We start from the raw sequence: 23027 nt of genomic DNA, 5'->3' as shown, positions 1-23027 counted from the left end.
GGGGTTCCCGCTTTTTGCGTATACCAGAGTAGAGCTGTAGTCGTACCGTTTTAAGACCCGGTTCCCCACATGGCTGCCGGCTCGATCGTGATGCGATCGGCCTGAGGAATAATTGCCGAAGGATTCGGAGGAATAACGAGGTAGAAACTCTGCATCGTTTCTTCGACCGCAGTCAAGTGGATATGAGCGGGCAGTTCGATACCGAAATCGGCTTGCAGCGCCGCCCTAGGGTCGGCCAGGAGGCGTTTTTTGAATTCCGGATCTTCCCATGCTTTCTGAATGACCTGCATCTTACTCAAAGCTTCTGCTGTCAGCGTTGTCATCTTGAATCATCCTTTCGAATACGGATTTGTGATTCTGTGCCATACCGTTGATTTCAGAGCGATAGACAGACGACATGGAAATATTGGCAGGAAAAGAAAGGGGATTTTGTCGAAAATTATAACATAGGACTTTCGTCTTATCAACAGATAAAAAATGATTGTAAGAAATTCTAACGACCAAGCAGCCAATAGTTAAGACCGCCCAATGCAAGGATATGCTTTTCTGCTTCTATACTGGACGCAATGCGTTCAAGATCGCCGGCCAATGCGGCATGGAAGCCGACCAGACCCGGGAAATCTTCCCGATAATGTTCAAGTTTCAATTGACGAAGGGAGGCGAATTTTGCATATTCCGTCAACATTCCCTGTGTATAGACGGCAGTTTCAATCTCTTCGGGGCTGACGGCTGTATCGGCAGCCAGTTCGTATTTATGCCGATACATGGCCACCAAGCAGTTATAGCTGCCTTCTTTCAAATCTTCGGCATAATCCGTCCAATCGTCAGCCATCTGCAGTGTAATGAGCGTCTCCTGTACAGCATAGAGTGCACGGGAGCATAACCTCTCGTTCTCTTCGAGCAGGACAAGCGGACACAGCAGCAGCGGAGCTGAACGTGCAGCAATATCTCGGGGACGTTCGAAGAAAGAATTGTTTACCTTTTCGACGGCAAGGCCGACAGCCCATTCCGATGTGCAGAGTCTCATCGCACTCTGGAAAGCCTCGGAAGAACCGAACAATGCCGAATAGCGTACGTTCATTTCTACACTCAAAAGTTGGGACAATGCGATATGAATACGGTCGATTCCTGTTGAACGATCCATTCGTTCATCTTGAAGATGGAAATGCAGCATGCCGAATACATTCGCTGCCGCAATTTCCCTGCATCGTTCCAGCGACGCTTCCGCCGCCTGCTGCAGCCAATAGGGAAGCAGGCAGCAGATATAATTGGTTGGTCCGCCGCTGCGTGATGGATCAAACCGATCCAGATAGCGAACGCCAGCTTCTGCAAACGGAGCAGGGAAGCCGGCAATCATCTGACGGCACGTCTCGAATGCCCGTTCCATTTCTCGTCTTGTTTCGACTGATAGCTGCATCGATTTCGCCTCCCGGGAACTTTTCGACTCTGTCTTAGTATACCCGTAAGACAGAGCGAAATCGCAAAAATCGTTTGGTTGAAACCGTCATCTTATAGTATGCTGAGAATCAGAAATCTTTAATTGAAGGAAGGAAGATTGCAATCATGAGTTCTAATCAACCGACATCCCTTTCCCCGCTGGTCGAACTATTGGGGCTTGAACGTCATATTGAAGGCGGATGGCATAAAGAGTTGTGGAAATCTTCGTTTAAAATTCCGCAAAATGTACTTCCGGACTTCTATACGGGCGATCGTTTTGCGGCAAGCTCGATTTATTTCCTGCTGCATCCGGGTGAATTCTCGGAATGGCATGTTGTGCATTCGGATGAGCTCTGGCTGTGGCATACAGGCGGCCCGCTGGCTCTAACGCTTGGCGGAGATGGAGAAGAGCCTGTGGAAAGCGAAGAAATCATCCTCGGGCCGGATACGGCGAACGGACAATCTTTCCAAGGACTGGTTCCGGGAAAAGTCTGGCAGAAGGCACGTCCGCTCGGAGACCAACCGGTGCTTGTATCGTGCATCGTAGCGCCGGGCTTCCATTACGACGACTTCAAGTTGATTGAACGGAAGTAAAAGTCTTGTTCGCCAATAGGTACACATTCGGCCAAATGTTGAATGCGATTGAGTTAGGGCAGGTAGCGGAGACAGTGGATGGACAGCGCCGCGTAAGGCTTCTTCAACCGGGATTGGTCTGGCTGAACGGTCCTTATGCGGGCAGCTTGGTACAGGTACAGAGCTATCTGCTCAGCGATTTGTGGATCATGGTGGAAAGCGACAGCGCCGATCCGCCAATCGAAGAGAAAGAGAGAGTGGATTGGCAGAGCAAGCGAATAGAAATGCTGGAAAATCAGCTGTTCGAGCAGCGTGCGCGGCGGTTTGATCCGCCGGACATCAAAGAGTAAACTGAGCGAAGCGGAGGGCATGAGAGTGCCAAAGAAAAGACGTTTTAATGTTCGCACCAAAATTCTGGCAGGATATTTGTTTGTTTTGGCTTGTCTGGGGTTATCGCTGTTTGCCGTATCTTCGCAGGTTCGCAACCTGCAGGAGGCTAACGTATTTATCAGCAATCACGATATTGCAGTGCACGACGAGCTGAATGCGCTGCAGAAAAATTTGCTGGATATGGAGACCGGACAGCGGGGCTACCTGCTGACCGGAGACCGGACTTATCTGGAGCCTTATAATGACGGACGCACGCAATGGGAAACGAGTTACAGCAGACTGTATGAACTTGTTTCTGACAACCCTGTCCAGCAGGAGAATCTGCGTCTGATCCGATCCAATGTCGAGAGTTGGATTTCCGACATGGGCGACCAAACGATTCAATTGAAGGCAGAAGGAAGAGATGCAGAAGTCCTCGGTTTCTATACGGGAGATGCGGGTAAGCGCGAAATGGACCAACTGCGCGTAGAACTCGATGCTTTTCGCAGTACGGAACAGAATCTGACCAATGCCCGGGTAGCTGCACTCAAGGCAGAAAGCGATCGGACTATTTATGCAATGACGGCGCTGTGGGTACTGGTCGGGTTAATATCCATTGCAGCCGCTCTGGCTATTTCGGGCTATATTTCAAAAACGATTTCCAACGTGACCGACGCGATCCGCTCCATTACGGAAGGCGGAGATCTGCATGAACGGGTCGAGGTTCGATCGAACGACGAAGTCGGCGACTTGGGCCGGTCGACGAATGAGCTGCTGGTAAGCATCCAGGCCGAAGATCAGCACAAGGAGCGTCTGATTCGCTTAGCGGAGCTGCTGCAGGAACAGGCTTCTTCTTCCATCTCGAAGCTGGCCGAAGCCTTTATGCTGAGAGTTTCCGATTCAACCGGTATTCCGGTCGGTGTATTCTACTCGGCGGACAGCTCGAATAGAATACTGCTCAAGACGGCGGCAGTTGCCGAAGATTCCGCACATGCGATGCGGACCGGAAACGTCGAAATTCCGTTTGGGGAAGGGCTTGTCGGACACTGCGCCATCAAGGGGAAAACGATTCACCTGACAGATGTACCGGAAGATTATGTAAAAGTGTCTTCCGCAACCGGATCTGCCAAGTCGGCGGAAGTTCTCTTGGTGCCGGCCATGTATGGCGGAAAAGTTAAAGCTGTTATCGAGTGGGCATCATCAAAGCCGTTCACCCGTACGGCAATTGAGCGTCTTGAGCGTAAAGCCGAACTGCTCGGCAGTACGCTGCATTCTGTAGAAGTTCGTCAGGAGATTGAGCGCCTGTACCGCGAATCCCAGACACTGAACGAAGAGCTGCAGGTACAGACTGAAGAACTGCAGGTGCAGTCCGAAGAGCTTCAGACCCAAGCCCAGGAATTGATGACACAGCGAGATGAGCTCGAAAGTATCAACGATTTGCTTTCCGCGCAGAAGCACGAGGCGGAAATGGCTGCCCGGGAAATTGAAAAGTATGCGGAGCAGCTGCAGATCAGTTCCAGGTACAAATCGGAGTTTCTGGCGAATATGTCGCATGAGCTGCGGACGCCGCTTAACAGTATGCTGATTTTATCCCAAATTTTGGCCGAGAACGAAGGCCGCAGACTTACGGCTAAGGAGCAGGAATATGCAGCGAGCATTCATTCTTCGGGCAAAGATCTGCTGAGTTTGATCAACGATATTCTGGACTTGTCCAAAGTAGAAGCGGGCAAGATGCAAATTGATATTGGTGCGGTCGATCTCGGTAAAGTGGCTTCGGATATGAACCGCTATTTCGAGGAGGTTGCTGTTCGCAAACAACTTGATTTCCGAATTGAAGTTGAAGAGAACGTTCCTGCCTCTATTTTCACAGATGAACTCCGGCTTCAACAGATCTTACGAAACTTACTCTCGAATGCTTTCAAATTTACGGATCGGGGCGAAGTCGTACTGCGTATTGGCCGAGTTTCGGGCAAGAGAATGAATCCCGAATGGGCGGCCTACGAGCAGTTGGCATTTAGTGTAAGCGATACCGGAATTGGCATTACGGAAGAGAATCGTCAAATGATCTTCGAAGCTTTCCAGCAGGCGGATGGCACGATTGCCCGTAAGTACGGAGGCACGGGGCTGGGCTTGTCCATCTCGACTCAACTTGCGACGCTGCTTGGAGGAGAGATTACGTTGGACAGTAAATACGGCTCCGGCAGCACATTCTGTCTGTATCTGCCGTGCATCAAGGAAGATGGAAAGCACGCCGATCTTTTCGAAGCTCCCAATACTCAACGTATCTGGATGGGGTCGTCTTCGCTGAATGATCGTCTGCCGGCTATGGAGCTGCAATTTGACGAACCTGAGCTGGATATGATCGAGACGGAAGAAGATCGATTCGTACCGGAATATTCCGGCTCGATTCGGGTCGTACCCGATTCCGACGGCGGAGAAGGCGAAGGCCCATATGCCGAGTCCTTCTTTCCGAAGACGCAGTCCGAGTCGGAAAGGACTTTTGCGGGAATGCGGATGATGATCGTCGACGACGATATCCGCAACGTCTATGCGCTGACAAGCATGCTGGAGAAGCATGGCGTAGAAATCGTTGTCGCTTTGACGGGACTTGATGCGCTGGATAAGCTGCAGAAGGAAGGCCCGTTCAATATGATCTTTATGGACATTATGATGCCGGAGCTGGACGGACTGGAGACGATGCGCCGCATTCGTCTTGTTCCGGAGCTGGCTCATATCCCGATTCTGGCTCTAACGGCGAAAGCGATGAAGGAAGATCGGGAGAAATGCTTGAATGCCGGTGCTTCCGATTATCTAACCAAGCCTCTGGATATGGATGTGGTCGCGGAACGGATGAAAGCCTTGTTGAACGCTGTCGGACAAACTACCGATTAAGAGATCCGAGACGAAGTTTAAGTGTACCGATGGTACAAAATTCGCAAATTCTATGTACAGCGAAGCCCCGTATCCATTTGAATGGATGCGGGGCTTTTTTTGCTGCATGGGATTTTGGGTTCAAATCAAAGATGATTAGCCCGGGAGCTGCTCGCGCCCCGACTGCCGAGCATGCCGATACAGTTCGGCATAATGACCGCCAAGCGTCAGCAGCTGCGCATGCGTGCCCTGTTCGGTCAATTGACCGTCCTTCATGACGAGGATGCGATCCGCGTGCATAATCGTCGAGAGGCGATGGGCAATTACAATAGTAGTGCGGCCTTGGGATACGGAAGACAGAGCCTCTTGTACAAGTTTTTCCGTCTCCGAATCGAGATTCGCGGTAGCTTCGTCCAAGATCAGAATTTTTGGCTGGAACACAACGATCCGCGCAAAAGAAATCAGCTGGCGTTCGCCGGCGGACAATCCGCTGCCGCGTTCGGACAAATGCGTATCGTAGCCGTTTTGCAGGCGCATAATCATTGGATGGGCACCGACGAACCGGCAGGCTCCCATCACCTGTTCGCGCGTAATGTCCTCTCGGAACAGCCGTACATTATCGACGATAGAGCCGGAAAACAGATACGGATCCTGCTGGATGAGGCCGACGGCGGCATGCAGGTCGCTGCCGCTGATGCGTCGAATATCCGTGCCGTCGATCTGGATCGAACCTTCGTTGACATCATAGAAACGGTTCAGGAGGCTAATCAGTGTGCTCTTGCCTGCACCCGTTGTGCCGACGACACCAATCATTTCGCCGGCTTTCAGATGCAGGTTCAGCTTTTTCAACACAGGACGGTCGGCCCGATAGCCGAAGCTCACGTTCCGGAAGTCCACTTCGCCACGGATAGAATCGAGCTTCAGCGGCAGACGCTCCGGCTCGGAAGGTTCACGCACATCCGGTTTCGTTTCCAACACCCGCTGAATACGTTCTACAGCGACAGTCGTCGATTGGAACGTATTCCACTGCATCGTAATCTGGTTGATCGGTTGGAAAAATTGGCGGATATAGCTGACGAAAGCATACAGTACGCCGACTTCCATCGTTTCTCCGAGCACAGCCCGGCCGCCAAGCCAGACCATCAGCACGAGAGCAGCGTTGCCAAGAATGTCGAAGGTGCGGTTAAACAAAACGTTGGAGCGGATCTGCCGCAGATTGGCATTCCAATAATTGCGATTCTGTTCGGTGAAGCGTCCCAGCTGTTCCTCTTCCTGGCGGAACGACTGGATCAGCCCCATGCCCGACAGATTCTCTGCGGTAAAGGCGATCAATCGGGACAGCTTGCTGCGTGCCTGCTGATAGGTGCTGCGCAGATAAGAACGAAACAGGGCGGCGACAACAAAAATGACCGGCAGAATCAGCAGAGAAAAAGCGGCCAACCGGGCATCCAGACTAAACATCAACACGATGATCAGAATGAGCATCATACCGTCGCGCACAAGGCTGAGCAGCACTTGGGTGAAGAATTGGCTGATCGTTTCGGTATCGTTCGAGACATTCGTCACGAGGCTGCCGCTATGTGTACGATCGAAAAAGGACATTGACATCTTCGAGATATGTCCGAACAGATCTTTGCGTATTCGAGCTACGATGCTTTGCCCGGCATATTGGAGCAGATTGTTCTGCAAATAGGTGAATACAAAACTGACGATCGCGATGCCCAAGTAGAGCAGTCCCAGCTTCACAAGCGCGCCTCCGCCTTCACCTTTGACAATATGATTATCGATTGCAATTTGAACGAGAAGCGGCTGCAGCAGTTCGGCCGAGATGCCGAGCAGCGCACAGAAGGCGACACCGACAAAAGCCAACCGATGCGGCCTAGCGTAGTTCATCAGCAGTTTGAGCGTCGAGGAGGCGGACAGTTTTTGCTCGGATGAACGGGCATCTCCGCCGTGGTCTGTCTTTTTACTCAAATTCGTCATGACGAAGTCCCTCCTCCTGAAGCCGGTGCAGCATGGCATACGCGCCTTCGCGGCGCAGCAGCTCCTCGTGTGTTCCGCGCTGCACAATCCGTCCTTCGCTGAGCACAACAATCTCGTCCGCATGCTTGACCGCACTGATCCGGTGGGAAATGATGATCGTCGTTTTGCTGCGGCGTTCTCGAATCAGGTTATCGAGAATACCCGTTTCCGTAACAGAATCTACGGCGCTCATGCTGTCGTCGAGGATCAGTACCTGAGCTTTTTTGGTCAAGCCGCGCGCCAGACTCGTTCGCTGCCTCTGTCCACCGGAGAGCGTCACGCCGCGTTCGCCAAGCCTGGTTTCGAATCCTTCCGGAAAACGTGAAATATTATCGTAGATCATGGCCCGCTTAGCGCCTTTCTCGACTTTCTCCAGTGGTACTTCGCGGTCGCTGAATGCGATATTGTCGCGGATCGTCGTACTGAACAGAAATCCGTCCTGCGGTACATAAGCCAGCCGTCCGCGAAGACTTTCCAATGACAGGTCACGAATATCTGTGGCACCGAAAAACAGAGAGCCGCGCGGTGGTTCATAGATGCGCAGCAGCAGCTTGACGAGTGTCGTCTTGCCGCTGCCGGTCCGGCCTACAATGCCCAGGGTTTGTCCCGGGCGAATGGCCAGATCAATATCTTGAAGCGCAGGCTCCCGGCCGCCCGGATAGGTGAAAGTTAGATGCTCAAACCGAATGACTTCAGGACGTTCAAGTGCTGCTGCATGTTCTTCGTTCTGTACATCGGGCACTTCGTTCATCAAGCGATTGACCCGTTCGAGTGAAGCACCGGAACGCTGCATCATATTGATCACATTGCCGATCTGCTGCAGCGGACCGACAATAATGCGCATATACAGCGTCAGCGATACGAAGCTGCCGAGAGTTATCGTACCGTTCAGCGTCTGTGTTCCCCCGATCAGCAGCGCAAGTACCAGTGAGAGGGAGCCGAGAAACGGAATGGAAGCTTGAAACAGCGACGACAGCCGAACAAGAAACAGCTGGGTGCTGCGGATCAAATCGACTTTTTCGCCGAAGCGGTTTCCGGCAATTTCCTCTGTTCCGAACGTCTTGGTGACACGAATACCGCCAAACTGTTCTTCCGCGGATTCGGTCATACCTGCCAGTGACTCCTGCACGTCCATCGAGCGTTTGCGCACCTGTGGACCAATACGCACGACGATCAGCGGAATCAATACGAGCGGGCTGATGCAGATTAGAATCAGCGACAGCGGGATATTTCCGATCATCATCATGACAATACAGGACAGCAGAAGCACAACCGCATTGGTCGTCTGGGTGACACCATTGGAGATCGACTCACGGACAGACTGGACATCGTTGGTCACGTAGCTGAGCAGTTTGCCTGTTCCTTGTTTGGAGAAAAAGTGCTCGCTCAACGTTGAAAATTTATCGAACAATTTCTGGCGTACTTCGAATTCGAAGCGGCGGCCAAGTCGCATGACTTGATACTGTCCAAGTCCGAACAGCACGCCGTACGATACCCCGATTCCAAGCAGCAGGAGAGCAAACTGCGAGACGGAATTATAGTTCAGTGTTCCCCTCTGCAGATCGTCGGTAAAATTCCCGAGTACAAGCGGGAGTGCGGACTGGACCACATTGGCGACAATGATCAGCAGAACGGCCAGCAGGTACCCGGGAATATGGGCAGTGACATAATCTTTGAGCAGCTCTTTGCCTTTCAAATGGGCTTCAACTCTCTTTCGAATCGCCCCGTGGAAAGCTGTGATCAAAGCGGGACTACGCTGCATCACAAAATTTCCGGGCGAGATCTGTGGGATAGATGGTCATGTTCCCAGATAGGAGAACGTTTGGGTAAGCGCATTCCAAAACGTGTACGACAAGATCCAGCAGAAAAACGTGCATGGCGAATTTAGCTCTGGAATAGGTATGACAAATTTGGCTCTGGGATATGCTTGAAAGCATTCAACGCTGCTGCGGGACATCGAAGAGGCAGTGCGAAAAGCGATACCGCGCTCTTTTCGCCTTGCCTCTTCGTAAACTGCGCCCTACGGCCGATCTTACGGTTGTAGGCAATCTGCTATTGGAAGTCTGTTATTTCATCATGTACATATTACCCGTAGAAAATGAAGATTACCCGCAGGAGAAAAGAAAGCGCATAAATATACGATGATGTAGTAAAAAACGGAACAAAGTAAAAAGCCGACGAGCAGGCAGCTCGGCGGCGGGTCAAACGTTCGGACAGTGCGCAGTGGTGTGCAGCGTCAGATATAGTGCAGCCCGTATAGATAAGGCAGCGGAATCGGTATCAGCCAATTAGGGAGATCGTCAGGACGAGGGTACTCGGGGTCGAACAGCAGACCGGCCCATTCGGAGCGGTCCAGCTCTCGTCCGCTGGAAGCAGCGAACAAGCGTCCCTGCTTGTCGACTCTAAGTGCTTCTTCCCAAGGCCGATGCCACAGTCCCTGTGCCTGCTCAAGCAGCTGCCGTGCGTCGATGATCAGAAGCGTACCGGCGTTGGGGCCGTAAGAGACTTCCGCATCGGTCTTTTGCAGCAGTGCCAGCAGCTCCCGATCCTGCCAGGGAACAGGGACATGAATCTCTTCCAAGCCCAAGGTTTCCGGCAGACCGGAGAGCAGATCAGCGGCGTGAAGAGCCGTACCTCCGTAGGCAATGACTGTTGGAAGATTCTCCGATGGAGTTTCCTGAGCGGACGGCATGGACGTTACGCCGTCATTAAAGTCATGCTGCAGATGGGGCGGTACACCGATTACGGCATAAGCGACAGGCTCATGTTCGATGCTGGCTAGGATAATGCGCTGCGTCAGCCCGAGTACGCCGCAGTAGGCAGCTGCGCCCAGCAGCTCGCCGAGACCTGCTGCGCTTTCGTCGAAGGATATGTTTTCAGCGGCATGCAGTGCGTGTAGGCGCAGCAGCTCCTCCGGCCCGGCCTCTCGCAGTGTAAGAGCAGGTAGGACGGCGCCAGGTTCATATAAGGACTGCCGAAGGAGGAGAGGAGCTCCTTCGGCGGAGCCGGGCGGGCGCAGTACAACGTTCGCGGAGCGGCCGAACGGGACGCAACCGGCTCGTGTATACAGCGAACGTTCGCCGGAGACGAAGAGCAGCGGCGCTTCGGCTCGGGCTGCGTGAGCAATGCATTGCTGCAGCAGCCGACCGGCGTGGCCGGCGCCGCGATGCTCGGGCGCCGTGCAGACCGAGCCAATTGAGAAGGCTCTGATCGAGTCCCTGTTCACGCCAATACGCAGCGTCGAAGGAGCAAGACCCATGAAGGAGGCAAGGGTGCCGTCTTCGCTGAACGCGCCGTAGGAATGCACAATCCCCGGCGCAAATAGACGCGGAAACATCTCACCCATTGAAGGCTGAGTCTGCGGACGGAAAACGGAATCTGACAACCGTACGGCTTCGGTAAGTTCCTGGGCTTTCAGTAGGCGGTAAGTGGTCATGGACGTTGGCTCCTTTTGGCGAATCAGCAGTATCTTCCGCATGTGCACATTTGCGATATCTACCGTATCTACCGTATCTGGCGAATCAGCGATATCTGGTATATCCGCCGTTTCTGGCGAATCAACGCTATCTGCTGTATCTGCTGTATCTGCTGTATCTGCTGTATCTGCTGTATCTGCTGTATCTGCTGTATCTGCTGCATTTTCTGAATGACTGTAGTTGCCGCGAATATAACAGAAAGCGCTTCAGTTTGCAAAAAGAATCGAGATTTGTGCATCGGTGCACGGATGAAGGTCGTCGAGCGGCAGCCGATCTGACAGCCGATTGAGAGAGAATCAAAATAAGTGTGAAAATACAATTATTTGAACAGAATTTTTTGGTTTTCGATAATTAAGTGCTCAGATACAACTATTTCACGTGAAAATAGTTGGAATGGAGGAGAAGGTGAAGAATAGTTGTATGCATGCACTTATTCGCTTGAAAAAGAAGGAAATGTTCAAAATAGTTGTATATATGCACTTATTTTTAGGGAATCGCTCACAGGAAGGAAAGCTTTCGCTCCCAGCAGACCCGTTCCGGGATCGAAAGCCGCAAGGAACTTTCGGTTGCGATCAAGTCGTAAGGAACTTTCGATTGCGATCAAACGTACAATCGAAAGCGGCTCTGTGGATTTTTGCAAAATCTTTGACTATGATAAGTACATATGTTTTTTTGATTGGGGAACCGATCATTTCACTAACTGTTTTACCGATCGTCCTGCTAATCTATCATTTATTTTCGCATCTATCTTTTAATCTCGTTTTCCAGCGTCACCTTTTTACATAGAACAGAAGCCAGGGGGCAGGAGAGAAATGGACACATTTGCACAAAAGTTAGAACAATACGCGGAACTGGTCGTAAAGGTAGGGGTCAATATTCAAAAAGGGCAGGTGCTGCATCTGCAGTCTCCCATCGAAGCGGCGGAGTTTGCGCGGCTCGTTATTCAAAAAGCGTATGAAGCGGGAGCGAAATACGTTGAAGTCGAATGGGAGGACGAAGCCTCGACGCGGCTGCGCTACGAGTACGCTGCGGAGGACACGTTCGATTATTATCCGGCATTCAAGGCTGAAGCGTTGGAAAAGCTGGCTGAAGGCGGCGGAGCGGTTATGCATATCAAGGTACCGGACCCGGAGCTGTACCGCGGCATCGAATCTTCACGTGTCGCTCGGGCGACCAAAGCAGCAGCTGCGGCACGCAAAGGCTATCAGCATTACGTCCGGAGCAACAAGCTGTCCTGGTGCCTGATCAAAGCACCGACGCGTGCTTGGGCGAATAAAGTCTTTGCCGATCTGCCGGAAAACGAGCGCATTGATGCCATGTGGGATACTATTTTCCAAATGAACCGGGTAGGCGAAGGCGATGCTGTCGAGAACTGGCGCAATCATATCGAGACGCTGAAAGTGATGCAGCAGAAGCTGAACGACAAAAATTACAAGAGCTTGCATTATCGCGCGCCGGGCACCGATCTCAAAGTCGAGTTGGCTCAGGATCATCTGTGGCTTGGAGGCGGCGATACCAACCAAGCAGGCGTATACTTCGTAGCCAACATGCCGACGGAAGAAGTGTACACGATGCCGAATCGCACCGGCGTGAACGGTAAGGTGACATCGACCATGCCGCTGAATCTGAATGGGCGCCTCGTTGACAAGCTGTCGCTGACTTTTGAAAACGGACGAGTTGTCGATTACGATGCCGAGTCCGGACGCGAGCATCTGAAATCGCTGCTGGATACGGACGAAGGCGCGAAGTATCTTGGCGAAGTGGCGCTGGTGCCGCACAATTCGCCGATCTCACAGCTGAACCGCATCTTCTATAACACGGGGATCGATGAAAATGCGTCCTGCCATTTTGCGCTGGGCAGCTCGTATCCGGTTAATATGAAGGGTGGAACGGAATTGTCGCAGAACGAGCTGCTGGCTCGGGGCGGCAATACGAGCTTGACCCATGTGGACTTTATGGTCGGCTCTGACAAATTGGATATCGACGGAGAACGGCAGGATGGAAGCGTTGAAGCAGTGTTCCGCGCCGGACAATGGACCATTTGAATTTATATTTTACAAAACCTTTTAATTAAAAATCAATCAACTCAAGCACAAAATATGGTACATTAAATGAAGGAGGAATGGGCATGGAAGAGCAGTATCGACGCCAGCTAGAGGAGCAGAAAAGACTGTTCAAGCAGCTTGGCATCAAACTCGACGCCTTGCAAATTCATGAGAAAGATTTTCCCGTCAAAATGCGCGGGTATACGAAGGAAGACGTGGATGCTTTTCTGGACGACATCATTGTGGACTATGAGCGTTTCTATCAGGTGATCTCGGATCTGCTCGATAAGTACAATGCGCTGCAGCGCCGTCACGGCTACGATCTGGAGAAGAAAGATGCCGAGATCGCCCGTCTGGCGGAAAAAGCGAAGGTTCAGGATTATCTGGTCGACCGCCGAATTGTGGAAGAAGCCGTGCAGGACATGGAACGTGCGCTGCTGGCGGCCAAACGACGGATGGGACCGGCTCGGGGAGACTCGTATTCGGACCCTTACTAAAACCGGTTAATCAGGCGTCTTTAGAACCGTATATTCCAATTCTGCGCGAACGGGCCCAGCCCCCAGATCAGAGAGGAGAGTTTGAATATGGAACGAATCGAAAGCTTGGAACAATATAACGAACAGATCGGCGGGGACAGTCTGACCGTCATCAAATTTGATACAAACTGGTGCCCGGATTGCAAAAACCTGGACCGGTTCATCGGCGGCATCATGGAGAAGAACCAGGATAAGCAGTTCTTCGCGATGGATGCGGAGAAATTCCAGGAGATTGCAGAGTCGAACGAAGTGCGCGGCATTCCGAGCCTGCTTGTGTTCAAGAACGGCGAGAAGATCGCCCACCTGCACAGCAAGTTCGCGAAGACGCCGACACAGGTGTCCGAGTATCTGGAGTCGATCGGCAAGTAAGCGGGATTGATTCGGAACCGCGTCGTTGAGCTTATTTTGATCGGTGGAGTTTCGAACCAATGTTTTGAATCAGTGCTTAGAACCAGTGCTTAGAACCAATATTTAGAACCAATAAAGGGCGGCCTCCGGCTGTCCTTTTTTTGTGAGAAATTTTCAAAAAGCATCCTACTTGCGAGAATCCATAGTGTTTATGAAAGATGGACGGTAAAAGGGAAGTGCTGTAGACGGTTTTTGCGAGACTTATTTCCGGACTATTGATTTTTTTGGTTGAAAAAAGGAACCGATTCTCGCGTTTGCGAGTTCTTATAGACGAGTGATCACTACAGAGGGGCAAAGGAAGTGAGAAACGTTGGAAGACAGAGAACTGTTCGAGACACATAAAGAGGCGGTCTACCACTACTGCCTGTACATGCTGCACAGTCGCGCGGATGCAGAGGACGTCTGTCAGGAAGTATTCGTCAAAGCGCTGCTGGCAGATCGGAGCGGCATCGAATACGTCAAAGCTTGGCTGATGAGAATTGCCGCCAACGAATGTCATTCGCTGTTGCGGCGCCGAACGAACGGAGAAATGAAGGAGAAGCGGGCTTTTTGGCTGAGCCTGCCGCTGCGCTTGCCGAAGTCGGTCGAGCAGAGCTATGAACGAACCGAGACGTCGGGAGAGTTCGAGGAACTGCTGGGCCGGCTTAAGCCGAAACTTCGTGAAGCGCTGCTGCTGTATTATATGGCGGATTTGTCGATAGCCGAAACGGCAGAGGCGCTGGACGTCCCGATCGGAACGGCGAAGTCGAGAATTAGCAGAGGATTGAAGTCGTTAAAAAAGTTCGCGGAAAAAGAACCGGTCCTGCCGGGGAAAGAGGGTGACGTTCGTGCTTCGAATTACTGAGAGCGATACGGAGAAGAAGCTGCGTGAGCTGCGGAAAGAAAATCCGAACTATGATGCGATGTGGAACCGAATCCGGCTGGAAACGGACAAGCGCGGTTCTGGTTGGCAGGAGCAAACCGCTGCGCCGGATAATAAAGAATCTTTGAAGAAAAAATGGCTGATGCCCGCTGCTTGTGCCGCGCTTGCGGCCGTGATCGCTGTGGGCGCCGCAGCGTCGCAGGGCTACTTGGAAAACCTGCTTCCGGATGCCAAAGCCGCTCCGCTCGGCCAGTCGGTCGGCGTGCAGGCGGAAGCCGAAGGGGTCGTTCTAAAGCTGAATCAAGTCCTGCAGGGCACAGAGCGGGGATACGGCACGGAGCAGCCGGAAGAACGGATGACACTCGATTTCTCGCTCAGCGGATTCGGTGATGAAGATGTGCAGATTGCAGAATTCGACCAATCGTCGATTACGGACCTCGATACCGGCAAAAAACTTCAGCTGAGTATGGGCGATTTCAATACGAACTATATCGATAGCATCGAAGATTGGGCCGCGAATCGAACGTTGAATACGTCAGCAAAAGCAACCGGAGCGTTCAATGAAGCGGAAGGGATGCATCGTTACCGGTTAGAGATGTCCGGTCTGTATATGATCCGCCGCACTTCCATACCGATTGAAGGCAAGGTGAAGCTGGGACAAGAATACACGGTACTGCCGGATCAGGATTTTAAAATGAAAATTAGCGATATTAAATGGGATGAGAAGCAGAATCGGATGACGATCAAATTTTTGCCTAATAAAAATGTTCCAAAACTCGATACGAAGGATTCTTCCACACTGGAGATGGATCGAAGCAATGTGGTCAGCTTGCAGTTGGGTGATCGGGATCTGGGTCCGAGCAGTTGGATGGCACCGATAGACTCCGAACTGGTCGTAAGCGAAATGGAGGGCGAGTATAATATACGCGGTTTGACCGAAGACCAGATCTCCGACATGACGATGACATTCCATTATGCCGAACCGGTCAGAGTCATCGAAGGACCTTGGACGCTCGACTTTACGCTCGATCCGTCGAAAGCCGAAATTCCGACCGAGACGGTACCAGTCGCAGATGACTCCGAGTTGAACGAGCAAACCGGTTGGACGCTGGGCGAGGCACACTTCGGCGCTTACGGAGGAATCATAACGCTTGATCGCGGGAAAACAGTTGTATCGTTGGAAGATGGCGAGATTGTAAATTACTCAAGTATCTCTTTGACAGATGGCAAAGCAACATTTTCCGGCTCTCAAGATAATGTTCCGGGGCTGAAAACAACTAAAAATAATGGAAATCCACAGGAAATTATCAGTTTTAGCACGGAAGGCGGTATGGCTGTAGAGGCAGAGGAAACGATAGCAAGTTATGACTTCCGTAACAAGCCGTTAACTTTAAGCTTTAGTAATGCCTGGGTTGCTCATAATCATCCCGACCATTGGAAAGTAATCGGAATTCCGACGGAAGATGAGCAGCAGGTAACGGATGCACTGCCAGACGGTACGCAGATCAAGTACAAGTACCATCGCAAAGGAAAAGACGTTCTGGTTGAAAGAGAAGTGCCGGAAGGCACAGATGTGTACGAAGGCACACGCTTGAGAGTAGATGGAAAAGAATATTCTTTCGACCCCTTCCCCGGGGACGAAGGTCATGTTCGCGACCAAGAAGGCAACTATCACTATGTAGACGTGTATCGCAATGTGCCTGAAGGAGAAACTTTCGAAATTGGCATAGGTGTATATGGAACGATCGACCCTACCAAAAATGCCAAAGTGATCATCCGCAAATAGAGGAGCAGCCAAAGAACGTCTGGGTTTTGTGACCCGGGCATTCCGTTCCGTTTATTGCTGTTCCCATAATCGCTTTGCTGCTGGCTATCAGAGTTTACGGTTCAAAAAGAATTAGTAAGGTGAGGCTGCTGGGTAAATTCCCGACAGCCTTTTTGTATGTTCGAAGAACGGAATAAACCTGCAACATCTGTTTTTTAATTGTACGGCAAACGGGAACTTCTTCGCAGTTTCATAAGTCCTCTATAAGAAGCGCGCGCTCATTCATGATCCAATCATGCAAGGAGGCAGTCGGAAGCCAATAAGGACATGAAAACAGAAATAGACGACTGCCAAAATTCAACATCATAGTGAGCGGTACTTAGAGGGGATTTGTTTTTTGATTCAGAATTGTAGACAGTCTAACGAATCCTAATCACGTTATTTGCTCTTTAGACAGTTATTCAAAATTCTAACGAATCGTAGTAATGCTATTTAAGCCCAATTGTGCTAAAAAGGATCTTTTCACAGCAAATAAGGATATGAGGATTCGTTAGTTTCTTAAAAGAGCCGAAAATTGGCAAATAGCGATATGAGGATTCGTTAAAACGTCGAGTACCGCGTAAGCAGTATAGAACTTAAGAACTTAAGAACTTAAGAACTTAAGAACTTAAGAACTTAAGAACTTAAGAACTTAAGAACTTAGGAACTTAGGAACTTAGGAACTTAAGAACTTAAGAACTTAGGAACTTAAAACTTTAAATTTTAAATTTTAAATTTTTAGAATTTTAGGTTTTGGAATCTTAAGATCTTAGAATCTTGAGATTTCGGAATCTTAGAAACTGGGATCTTAACATGCAACAATCTTAAGCACTTGGCACGCGTTCGCTCTCACTTATTCAACAATCTTCAAATTCCCCAAGCGAGAAAGAATAGAATTTTTCACAAAAAAGGAGAGCTCATAAGGCTCTCCTTTTTTAATACAGAAATATAGATGATCCAAAGAATCGACTGCAATCTTACGGAATGCCTCAAATTACTTTTCCTAGGAGTGTCTTGACCCAGGAGCTTTCTCGGCCCTAGAGTGTCTTAGCTTAGCGCGTATCTTTTACGATCACACTTCACTCAGCTCGATCTGTCTCGCCTAATCGTCCCGTTTTCAATTACTCAGCTCGATCTCTCTCGCCTCAACTGTTCCGTTTTCGATTACTCAGCTCGATTCTCTCTCGCCCAACCGTTCAGCTTCCGATCACTCGGCAGCAGGAAGGTCAGCACACCGAGCAGCGGCAGATAGCTGCAGAAGCGCATGACCTGAGCAACGCCTGCGGCATCCATCCAATTGCCCAGCACCAAACCGCCGAGGCCGCCCATGCCGAAAGCCAGACCGGTAACAAGGCCGGACACTGCGCCGATCCGTCCCGGTACGAGCATCTGGGCATAAACGACGGCGACCGAGAAGCTCGACAGCAGGATAAGACCGATTAACGTCAGCAGAATGCCGGTCCACAGCAGATTTGCGTAAGGTAGGGCCAGCGTCAGCGGAGCGGCCAGGATCATCGACGCAAACAAAATGTTGCGTTTGCCGAAGCGGTCGGCCAGAGGACCGCCGAAGAATGTGCCTGCCGCCCCTGCGGCAAGGAACAGGAAGACATAAATCTGCGCATCGGCGATACTGACGCCGAACACGTCGCGCAGATAGAACGCGTAGTAGCTGCCGACCGACGTGACATACCATGAGCGGACGAAGACGAGCAGGAGCAGCAGCGTCATGGCAGTCCCGATTTTACGGCGTAACGCGGGACTCATGGCTTTTTTTACTGCGGCTTTCTTGACGTTGGCGGCAGTCTTCAAGGTTCTTCCGTACCAGCGTGCGATAAAGAGCTGCATCACGATGCCAAGTGCGGCAATGCCGGTGAACCAGATCGCGCCGAACTGGCCAAGCGGGATAAAGATCAGCCGGGTCAGCAGAGGAGCGAACGACTGGCCGGTGTTGCCGCCGACCTGGAAGATCGACTGCGCAAGCCCTCGGCGGGATCCGGCAGCCATATGTGAGACGCGCGAGCCTTCAGGGTGAAATGCGGCAGAGCCGAGGCCGACGAAGATCACCGCGAGGATGACGGCAGCATAGCTCGGCGCGTAAGCGAGCAGCAGCATGCCGGTCAGCGTAGATGTCATGGCAAGCGGCAGCAGAGCGGGCGTTGGCCGTTTGTCGGCAAACAGTCCGATGACCGGCTGCATGATGGAGGCCGTAAAGTTGATCGCGAACAGAATCCAGCCGAGCTGGCCATAGCTGAGTGACATAGAGTCCTGCAGAATCGGCATGATTGCGGGAATGACCGCCTGCATCGAATCGTTGAGCAGATGTACAAAGCCGATTGCAAATAAGATGCTGTAGACGGTTTTTGACGGCCGTTCGGCCGATCCAGAAGGGTTCCCTGCAGAAGAGCCGGAATGTTTCTCCTGCGAAGAATCGGATTCGGATTCTTTGGCGTCGCTCACGTCTTTTAAGTCAGATTTAACAAGCATGAGGAACTCCTTCGAAACAGCGGATGCGTTCAAACGGCTGTCGCCATTTGATCCGTACCGCGAGCTGAATTTTCCGTTAGCTCGGAATACATATCATTGTAAAGGAAGCCCTTCGCCGGAGCAAAGTCTCTTGTCAGGTAATGAGGTCAGGTCTCGATGTCAGTAATAAGGTCAGGTCTCGGCGTCAGATTTCGATGTCAGCTAACAACGTCAGGTCTTGATGTCAGATTTTGATGTAAGGTGACAATCTCAGGTAACGATCTTAGGATTTGCTGTAAGTAAGCAGAGAGCCGGAACAGCGCTGCGTTACCGTTGACGCAGCATCCGGGCCACATCCTCCGGTCGGAATGCTCGGGCCAGTTCCTCCAGAGCGGTAAGATACAGCAGGCCGTTGCCTTCGAATCGCGGCGAGGTACCGAGCGGAACCGTCCGGCGAACGAGTTGGGCGTACAGTTCCGGCTCGGTAAGGGTACGCTCAAATTCTTTGTCTGCGATGACCTTGATCAGCGCCAAAGCACCCGAAACGTGCGGAGTCGCCATAGAGGTGCCGCTGAGCGTCGCATATCCGCCGCCGGGATAAGTCGAGAAAATGCCTTCGCCCGGCGCTACAAGATCCACTTCGTTGTTGGAATTGGAGAACGCCGAGGCTTGCAGCGCCAGATTCACAGACCCTACGCTGATGACTTCATTGTAATAGCCGGGATAACCGTATTCGTTGGTCGTCTCATTGGCGTCTCCTTCATTTCCTGCAGCGCAAACGACAAGAACGCCGGCTTCGACAGCCCTTTGGATTGCGGCATGCAGATCCGGCAGATCGTCGGGACCGCCGAGCGACATGGAGATGATATCGACGCCCTGCTGTACGGCATAATCGATCCCGCCGATGACCCAGTCGTGAGCGCCGGAGCCTTCGCCATTCAGCACTTTGAGGATTAAGAGCTTGGCTTCCGGAGCCACGCCGACGGCGCCTGAACCGCTGTTCGCGCCCGCAATCGTTCCCGCGACATGGGTACCGTGACCGTTATAATCTTCGTAGATGTCGGTACTGCCGTCATCGTCATTTGTAAAATTGTATCCACCGATAATTCGGTCTGCCAGATCAGGATGCTTGGTGTCGCAGCCGGTGTCTAGAATCGCAATTGTTACACCTGCTCCTCGTGTACGCTCCCAGAGAGCAGGGGCTTGAATAAGCTGCACCCCGGCCGGAATTTGTTCGACCTGTTCGATCCGCAAATCCTTTTGATAAGGAATGACTCGCAGCCTGCTTTTCATTTCTTTCCCTCCTATTTGTGAATGTCACCGAAGCGCCGCATTTTCTGCACTTTGGTATATATTAGCAGGAGTGACGTGCCGATAAAAGCCCTTCCCCAATGCGGCAGCCGAAGTTTCGGATAGCACGGTCGTTTGTTTCCTGATGGAGCAAGGCCCAAAACTTGTTTCTTTATCGAATAAATCCGTTTAGAGGGAAGTAAGGTGCTTCTAGCACAAAGTGCTGTATAGACCTACAGATCTCTCAATTTGAAAGGAGGACGCTCTGGCACTCAAGCGACGGAGCTGATCTGGAAGGGGCAACAAGAACCAAATTGCACAGTATTTCGCTTTCCTGCTTCCGTGTTGGGAGAGGTGATCGGAGACTGTGCGAAGAACAGGAAGGTGTACAAGTTGCAGATCGCTCATCAAATCGTTATTCTACTGCTGATTGGCTATATCGTGTATACGGTTGATCTCAAGAAAAAATTTTTTCCGGTTCCTGTTGTGCTTGTCATAATCGGCATCGTATTGTCTTTTATCCCCTATTTTTCTTCCCTGCATATTTCAAAAGAGGTCATCTTCAACATGTTTCTTCCGGGGATTCTTTTTACATCAGCCTATGCGTTTCCGCTGAAGCAGCTTAAGCAAAATATTGGTATGATGGCTGCGCTCAGCACAGTAGGGTTGATCATCAGCTTCATTTTGTTGGGTATAGGCATTTACGCGGTCAGCGGCTTTTTTTCAGCATCCCTTTCATGGGCCGGAGCTTTTGTGGTAGCTGCCATATTGGCGCCGACCGATCCTGTCTCGATCACCGCCATTATCAAACAGAGCGGAGGTTCGGAAAAAATAGCGGATGTTGTTGAAGGAGAGTCGTTGATTAATGATGGTACGAGTATCGTGCTCTTCACGGTATTCCTCACAATGCTGGTAACGGGAAAGGACTTTTCGGCAGGCCATTTCTTTTCCGATTTTTTTCTGGTCACCGTCAAAGGATTGGGAATCGGACTGCTGCTGGGCTGGCTGCTCAGTTGGATGATTTATTACACATCAAACAAATCCTACCGGGTCATGGTTACAATCGCAGCGGCCTACGGCGGATTCTACATTTCCGAATTTGTTGGAGGCTCCGGCGTACTTACGACTGTTGCAGTAGGAATCTTGTTGTCGCAGGAGTTTGATAAAATACCTGAAAAAACCGAACTGAAAAGAGACCTTGACGGCTTTTGGGACATCGTGAAGCCCAGTCTGCTATCGGTGCTGTTTCTGTGGATCGGGATGGAAGGAGCGAATTATCTGCTCTCTGCGCATTGGGGACTGGCGGCGGCAGCATTCGTTCTATCTCTTGTCGTTCGTCTGATTATGGTTGGCGGACTGATCGGCGGCGTTCCTGCATGGAGGCGGGAGTTCGACCGGCCGGGATCTGCGATCGCCCTGATCAGTTGGTCCGGAATCAAAGGTTCAATGTCTGTCGCACTGCTTCTCTGGCTGGAAGCGGATGCTTCTGGCGAAAGCGAGATGCTGGTTCCGCTTGCTTTCATCGCTGTGTTCCTTTCGCTGCTTGTACAGAGCATCGGCATTTATCCGCTTACCCGTCTGCTGAATAAAAAATAAAAAACGGCGCAGTCTTCAAGAGGCAGTATGATTCTTCTGAAATCTATCCTGCGACGCTCCCGAAAAAAGAAAAACAGGCTCTGGAAGAAAGACCAGAGCCTGTTTTCTTTTTGGACAAACGCAGGTTCGAAAGCTTACGCTTCTTCGACTTCAAATCCGGCCTGTTTCCAAGCTGCTGTGCCGCCATCGATGAAAGCCACGTCGGTGAAGCCCATCATTTTCAGTGCGTAAGCGCCCAGTGCCGCTTGTCCGCCTGCACCGCAGGTCACGATAATCGGACGGCTGCGATCGCTCAGACGCTCGTCACGCAGCTCAGCCGGTACACCCAGATCGGCGCGGATCGGCAGCATGCCCAGCGAAATATTGGCGCTGCTCGGGATCAGTCCGCATGCACCTGCATCGGCTGCATCCTGCACGTCGATGATGAAAGTGTCCGGATTAGCGTTGATTTTCTCGCGCGCCTCCTGCGAAGTAAGGGCGGGTACGTTGTTTCTTGCCTGAGTAACCATGTCCGTGAATGTCAATGCCATGATTTGTTCATCCTTTCGGTTTGGGTTTAAGTACGACTTTCCGTTACTATTATACCCCGAGAATGCTCCGCGTCACATCCGGGAGAAGCATCCAGCGATTCTGCCCGGTTTTTGAAGCATACAAAAAGACCTTGTCCGCCGAATTTCTTCGGTGCGGCGCAAGGTTTTTTGTAAATAAACGGACGGATTCTTAGGAAAGAATTCGCATCGATAACCGATCAACGCTTAACGATTGTCAACTTTTTCCGGATACAGATCGTGGTTGGTCAGACGGTTAAACGCCATCTCTTCGTACTTTGTACCTGGCTTGCCGTAGTTGGTGTAAGGATCGATAGAGATGCCGCCGCGTGGAGTGAACTTACCCCAAACTTCGATATAGCGCGGGTCCATCAGCTTGATCAGATCGTTCATGATGATGTTCATGCAGTCTTCGTGGAAGTCGCCGTGATTGCGGAAGCTGAACAGGTACAATTTGAGCGATTTGCTTTCGACCATTTTTACATCCGGAATATAGCTGATATAAATGGTGGCGAAGTCCGGCTGACCGGTGATCGGGCAGAGGCTTGTAAATTCCGGACAGTTGAATTTAACGAAATAATCGCGGTAAGCATGCTTGTTATCGAACGATTCAAGAATACCCGGATCATATTCAAACGTATACTTGGTTCCTTGGTTGCCCAGCAGTGTCAAGTCTTCCAGGCCGTCTTGACGGGAATGGCTCATGAGGGATCTCTCCTTTGAATGT

Annotated in this window: 19 protein-coding genes; 10 read left to right on the top strand and 9 right to left on the bottom strand. The window is 51.3% G+C overall.

From position 1 onward, the window contains the following. Positions 1-50 precede the first annotated feature (50 nt). Positions 51-323 (bottom strand): NHLP leader peptide family RiPP precursor, encoded by a 273-nt coding sequence (locus tag F456_RS0105530; RefSeq protein ID WP_018976006.1) that lies wholly within the window; start codon positions 321-323, stop codon positions 51-53. Between the two features lie 170 nt (positions 324-493). Next, the gene (locus F456_RS0105525) at positions 494-1417 is read right to left on the bottom strand and encodes a hypothetical protein (RefSeq protein WP_018976005.1); all 924 of its coding nucleotides are present in this window, start codon (positions 1415-1417) and stop codon (positions 494-496) included. A gap of 146 nt (positions 1418-1563) precedes the next feature. Here F456_RS0105525 and F456_RS0105520 point away from each other — a divergent pair, with 146 nt between their 5' ends. From F456_RS0105520 to F456_RS0105510, 3 genes are read left to right on the top strand one after another with little or no spacing between them, the layout of a single operon-like run. Continuing rightward, complete coding sequence (locus F456_RS0105520; RefSeq protein WP_018976004.1) at positions 1564-2031, top strand: cupin domain-containing protein; 468 nt, start codon at positions 1564-1566, stop codon at positions 2029-2031. A gap of 5 nt (positions 2032-2036) precedes the next feature. Continuing rightward, positions 2037-2360, top strand: a complete 324-nt coding sequence (locus tag F456_RS0105515; protein WP_018976003.1) for a hypothetical protein — start codon at positions 2037-2039, stop codon at positions 2358-2360. Positions 2361-2385: 25 nt separating this feature from the next. After that, a complete protein-coding gene (locus F456_RS0105510) occupies positions 2386-5271 on the top strand; it encodes a CHASE3 domain-containing protein (RefSeq protein WP_018976002.1) in 2886 nt (961 codons plus the stop codon). A gap of 135 nt (positions 5272-5406) precedes the next feature. On the opposite strand, the gene F456_RS0105505 is transcribed toward F456_RS0105510, so the two are convergent. The 3 genes from F456_RS0105505 to F456_RS0105495 all read right to left on the bottom strand — a co-directional run bounded on the left by F456_RS0105505 (position 5407) and on the right by F456_RS0105495 (position 10708). Further along, positions 5407-7233 carry an ABC transporter ATP-binding protein gene (locus tag F456_RS0105505; RefSeq protein ID WP_018976001.1) on the bottom strand — a complete coding sequence of 609 codons (1827 nt, stop codon included), beginning with the start codon at positions 7231-7233 and terminating at the stop codon, positions 5407-5409. Then, complete coding sequence (locus F456_RS0105500) at positions 7217-9034, bottom strand: ABC transporter ATP-binding protein (RefSeq protein WP_018976000.1); 1818 nt, start codon at positions 9032-9034, stop codon at positions 7217-7219. Before F456_RS0105500 ends, F456_RS0105505 begins: the two co-directional genes overlap by 17 nt. Before the next feature lie 474 nt (positions 9035-9508). Then, positions 9509-10708: a GNAT family N-acetyltransferase gene (locus F456_RS0105495; RefSeq protein WP_018975999.1), complete on the bottom strand. Its 1200-nt coding sequence runs from the start codon at positions 10706-10708 to the stop codon at positions 9509-9511. Between the two features lie 50 nt (positions 10709-10758). On the opposite strand from F456_RS0105495, the gene F456_RS0105490 reads away from it, so the two are divergent. The 6 genes from F456_RS0105490 (at position 10759) to F456_RS0105460 (ending at position 16385) form a co-directional block, all read left to right on the top strand. Then, positions 10759-11037 (top strand): hypothetical protein, encoded by a 279-nt coding sequence (locus F456_RS0105490; protein WP_083923517.1) that lies wholly within the window; start codon positions 10759-10761, stop codon positions 11035-11037. Positions 11038-11560: 523 nt separating this feature from the next. Beyond that, positions 11561-12793, top strand: a complete 1233-nt coding sequence (locus F456_RS0105480) for an aminopeptidase (protein ID WP_018975996.1) — start codon at positions 11561-11563, stop codon at positions 12791-12793. 83 nt (positions 12794-12876) lie between these two features. Then, positions 12877-13290 (top strand): DivIVA domain-containing protein, encoded by a 414-nt coding sequence (locus F456_RS0105475; RefSeq protein ID WP_018975995.1) that lies wholly within the window; start codon positions 12877-12879, stop codon positions 13288-13290. An 87-nt stretch (positions 13291-13377) separates the two neighbouring features. Further along, a complete protein-coding gene (locus F456_RS0105470; RefSeq protein ID WP_018975994.1) occupies positions 13378-13698 on the top strand; it encodes a thioredoxin family protein in 321 nt (106 codons plus the stop codon). Positions 13699-14047: 349 nt separating this feature from the next. Beyond that, positions 14048-14581 carry an RNA polymerase sigma factor gene (locus F456_RS0105465; protein ID WP_018975993.1) on the top strand — a complete coding sequence of 178 codons (534 nt, stop codon included), beginning with the start codon at positions 14048-14050 and terminating at the stop codon, positions 14579-14581. Continuing rightward, entirely contained in the window at positions 14565-16385 is a 1821-nt protein-coding gene (locus F456_RS0105460) for a hypothetical protein (protein WP_018975992.1), read from the top strand. The genes F456_RS0105465 and F456_RS0105460 overlap by 17 nt, the downstream gene beginning before the upstream one ends. Before the next feature lie 1182 nt (positions 16386-17567). Here F456_RS0105460 and F456_RS0105455 read toward each other — a convergent pair. Together F456_RS0105455 and F456_RS0105450 are read right to left on the bottom strand one after the other, a co-directional pair. Next, a complete protein-coding gene (locus F456_RS0105455) occupies positions 17568-18887 on the bottom strand; it encodes an MFS transporter (protein WP_018975991.1) in 1320 nt (439 codons plus the stop codon). 306 nt (positions 18888-19193) lie between these two features. Then, a complete protein-coding gene (locus F456_RS0105450; protein ID WP_018975990.1) occupies positions 19194-20159 on the bottom strand; it encodes a S8 family peptidase in 966 nt (321 codons plus the stop codon). 390 nt (positions 20160-20549) lie between these two features. Here F456_RS0105450 and F456_RS0105445 point away from each other — a divergent pair, with 390 nt between their 5' ends. Next, the gene (locus tag F456_RS0105445) at positions 20550-21752 is read left to right on the top strand and encodes a cation:proton antiporter (RefSeq protein ID WP_018975989.1); all 1203 of its coding nucleotides are present in this window, start codon (positions 20550-20552) and stop codon (positions 21750-21752) included. Positions 21753-21886: 134 nt separating this feature from the next. Here F456_RS0105445 and F456_RS0105440 read toward each other — a convergent pair whose 3' ends face one another. Both F456_RS0105440 and queF read right to left on the bottom strand, forming a co-directional pair. Further along, positions 21887-22282, bottom strand: coding sequence for a rhodanese-like domain-containing protein (locus F456_RS0105440; protein WP_018975988.1), 396 nt, complete (start codon positions 22280-22282; stop codon positions 21887-21889). A gap of 225 nt (positions 22283-22507) precedes the next feature. Beyond that, on the bottom strand, positions 22508-23005 hold the full coding sequence (queF, locus tag F456_RS0105435) for a preQ(1) synthase (RefSeq protein ID WP_018975987.1): 498 nt from the start codon (positions 23003-23005) through the stop codon (positions 22508-22510). Positions 23006-23027 lie beyond the last annotated feature (22 nt).

It is taken from the genome of Saccharibacillus kuerlensis DSM 22868 (assembly GCF_000378145.1).
In the GTDB taxonomy this organism is placed as follows: Bacteria; Bacillota; Bacilli; order Paenibacillales; family Paenibacillaceae; genus Saccharibacillus; species Saccharibacillus kuerlensis.
This window is presented reverse-complemented; position numbering and strand designations above follow the sequence as displayed.